This window comes from bacterium (assembly GCA_018814885.1).
Lineage (GTDB): Bacteria > Krumholzibacteriota > Krumholzibacteriia > LZORAL124-64-63 > LZORAL124-64-63 > JAHIYU01.
Map to the genome: position 1 here is coordinate 1 of JAHIYU010000156.1, position 2,343 is coordinate 2,343.

Sequence of the window (2,343 nt, forward strand, 5' to 3'; positions counted from 1 at the left end):
CGGCCCCGGCTAGCCGGGCGGCGGCGTCGCGGGCGCACGCCCCGTCGCGGCCGTGGCCCATGACCGAGAGCCAGGTCTCGCCGGATGCGTGATCGCGGATCAACACCGCGTCCTGCACCGCGAAGCGGATGTCCGGCAGGCCCAGGTCGTCGACGCCCGTGTCGGGAAAGCGCTCGATGCAGTGTCCCGCCTCGTAGCCGATCCAGCCCACCGCGCCGTGGACGAAGGGGGCGGGTCGGCCCGCGAAAGCCCCAGCGGGGACGCTCCAGCGCCGGCGCCAGGCGCACAGGGCGGCGAAGGGATCGACGCCTTCCAGGCGTTCCTCGCACCCCTTTGCGGCTATGCTTATGTCCGCCAGTCCGTCGGGGCGCCGCCGCGCCTCGAAGAGGGCGTCGGCGCCCGGGCCGAGGTACGAGAAGCGGCCGAGACGACCGCCGTCGAGGGCGCTGTCCAGCAGCCAGGGTCCGTCCCGCCGGGAGCCGCGGAAGGCCTCGACCAGGCGCCAGAAGGGGGTCTCGTGCGTGCAGCGTTCGAGGATGTGGTGGTGGGCGCTCATGTTTCGATCGTCGCCGCCGGAACCTCTCGCGTCAAGCCGCACCGTTGACCCGGAGGCATTTCGCCCTTAGAGTGCCGCCATGCTATTCAACTCACTCGTGTTCGTGGCCTTCCTCGCCGTGGTGCTGCTGGCGTACCCGCGGCTGCGGCATCGCCGGCAGAATTACTTCCTGCTGGTGGCCAGCTACGTGTTCTACGGCTACTGGGACTGGCGCTTCCTCTCGCTGCTGGCCATCTCGACCCTGACCGATTTTCTCGTGGGACGCCGTCTGCACGCGACCGAAGACGTCGGCGCCCGCAAGCGGCTGCTGGCGGTGAGCGTCTGCGTCAACCTGGGCCTGCTGGGCTTCTTCAAGTACTTCAATTTCTTCGTGGATTCCATGGGGACGATCATCGAGGGCTTCGGCATGGAGCCCCACATGCCCCTGCTGCGGGTGCTGCTGCCCATCGGAATCAGCTTCTACACCTTCCAGACGCTCAGCTACACCATAGACGTCTATCGCCGCCGGCTCGTGCCGACCGACGACCTGCTCGACTTCGCGGTGTTCGTGTCCTTCTTCCCCCAGCTGGTGGCCGGGCCCATCGAGCGCGCCCGCAACCTGCTGCCCCAGGTCGCCGCCCCGCGCACGGTGACCCGGCGCCACGTGGAGACCGGCCTGAACCTGATCCTGCTGGGCTTCTTCAAGAAGATCTTCGTGGCCGACACCCTGGCGCCCTTCGTCAACCAGGTCTTCGACGATCCCGGCGCGTGGACCAGCGGCCAGCTGCTGACCGGCGTCTACGCCTTCTGCTTCCAGATCTACGGCGACTTCTCCGGCTACTCGGACATCGCCCGCGGCGTGGCGCGCCTGCTCGGCTTCGAGCTGATGGAGAACTTCCATGCGCCGTACCTGAGCCGCAGCCCCGCCGAGTACTGGAAGCGGTGGCACGTGTCGCTGTCGACCTGGCTTGGCGACTACCTCTACATCCCCCTGGGCGGCAACCGCAAGGGGACCGTCCGCACCTACGTCAACCTGATGGTCACCATGCTGCTGGGCGGCCTGTGGCACGGCGCGAGCTGGACCTTCGTCGCCTGGGGCCTGTGGAACGGGCTGTACCTGGCGGCTTACCGGCTGACCGGCGGCGGCAAGGTGGACCTGCGCTGGCCGAGCGCGTTCGGACCGGTGGCGTGGAACGTGGTCAAGGTGCTCGCGACCTTCCACCTGATCGCCGTGGCCAAGATCCTCTTCCGCGCCCAGGATTTCGGCACGGCCTGGCAGGTGATCACAGGGATCGTGGCCGGCGAGGGGCTGCTGACCCTCGGCGCGGCGCACGTTTTCCTGGTGATCGCGGTGACGGTCGCGCTGGACATCGTCCAGACCCGCACCGGCAACCACACCTGGATCGCCGATGCGCGGCCGCCGCTCAAGTTCGTGCTGGGGAACGCCATGCTGGCGCTGGTGCTGGCGGCGGCGGTCTACCGGGTGTACAGCAACCCGCCGTTCATCTATTTCCAGTTCTGATCGCAGACGCAACCAGAGTTGCCATCAGCCCGTTCGCCGGCACGTTCCAGTGCCCGTTGTTGGGGATGTAGAGGCGGACGCCGCCCGCCGCGTGGGCGGCGCGCAGCTCGTCCAGGGGGTCGAGGTAGTCGATGCCGTGGGCGACGGCGAAGGCGGCCAGCCGCCGCGAGGGCGCCTCGAAATCGTAGGCTGCGGCGGGCAGGGGGGCGTGGGCCAGGATCTCGGCCCGTGTGCGGGGGTCGACCTGGACCTCCGCCGGGGCGATCAGCAGCAGCCAGTCGGCGCC

At 69.0% G+C, this 2,343-nt stretch carries 3 protein-coding genes; 1 reads left to right on the top strand and 2 read right to left on the bottom strand.

Annotation, left to right across the window (positions count from 1 at the left end; all coding sequences use genetic code 11):
• Positions 1 to 556 (bottom strand): hypothetical protein (locus KJ554_11985; protein ID MBU0743051.1); only part of this gene is annotated, 556 nt, incomplete at its 3' end.
• Positions 557 to 635: 79 nt separating this feature from the next.
• Here KJ554_11985 and KJ554_11990 point away from each other — a divergent pair.
• Complete coding sequence (locus tag KJ554_11990) at positions 636 to 2,057, top strand: MBOAT family protein (GenBank protein ID MBU0743052.1); 1,422 nt, start codon at positions 636 to 638, stop codon at positions 2,055 to 2,057.
• Here the strand turns inward: KJ554_11990 and KJ554_11995 are convergent.
• A partial coding sequence (locus KJ554_11995) for a hypothetical protein (GenBank protein MBU0743053.1) occupies positions 2,038 to 2,343 on the bottom strand: 306 nt, incomplete at its 5' end. The genes KJ554_11990 and KJ554_11995 overlap by 20 nt on opposite strands.

Bases quoted from the DNA above. Each gene is read 5' to 3' on its own strand.
- KJ554_11990 (MBU0743052.1), top strand. From the start codon at position 636: ATGCTATTCAACTCACTCGTGTTCGTGGCCTTCCTCGCCGTGGTGCTG.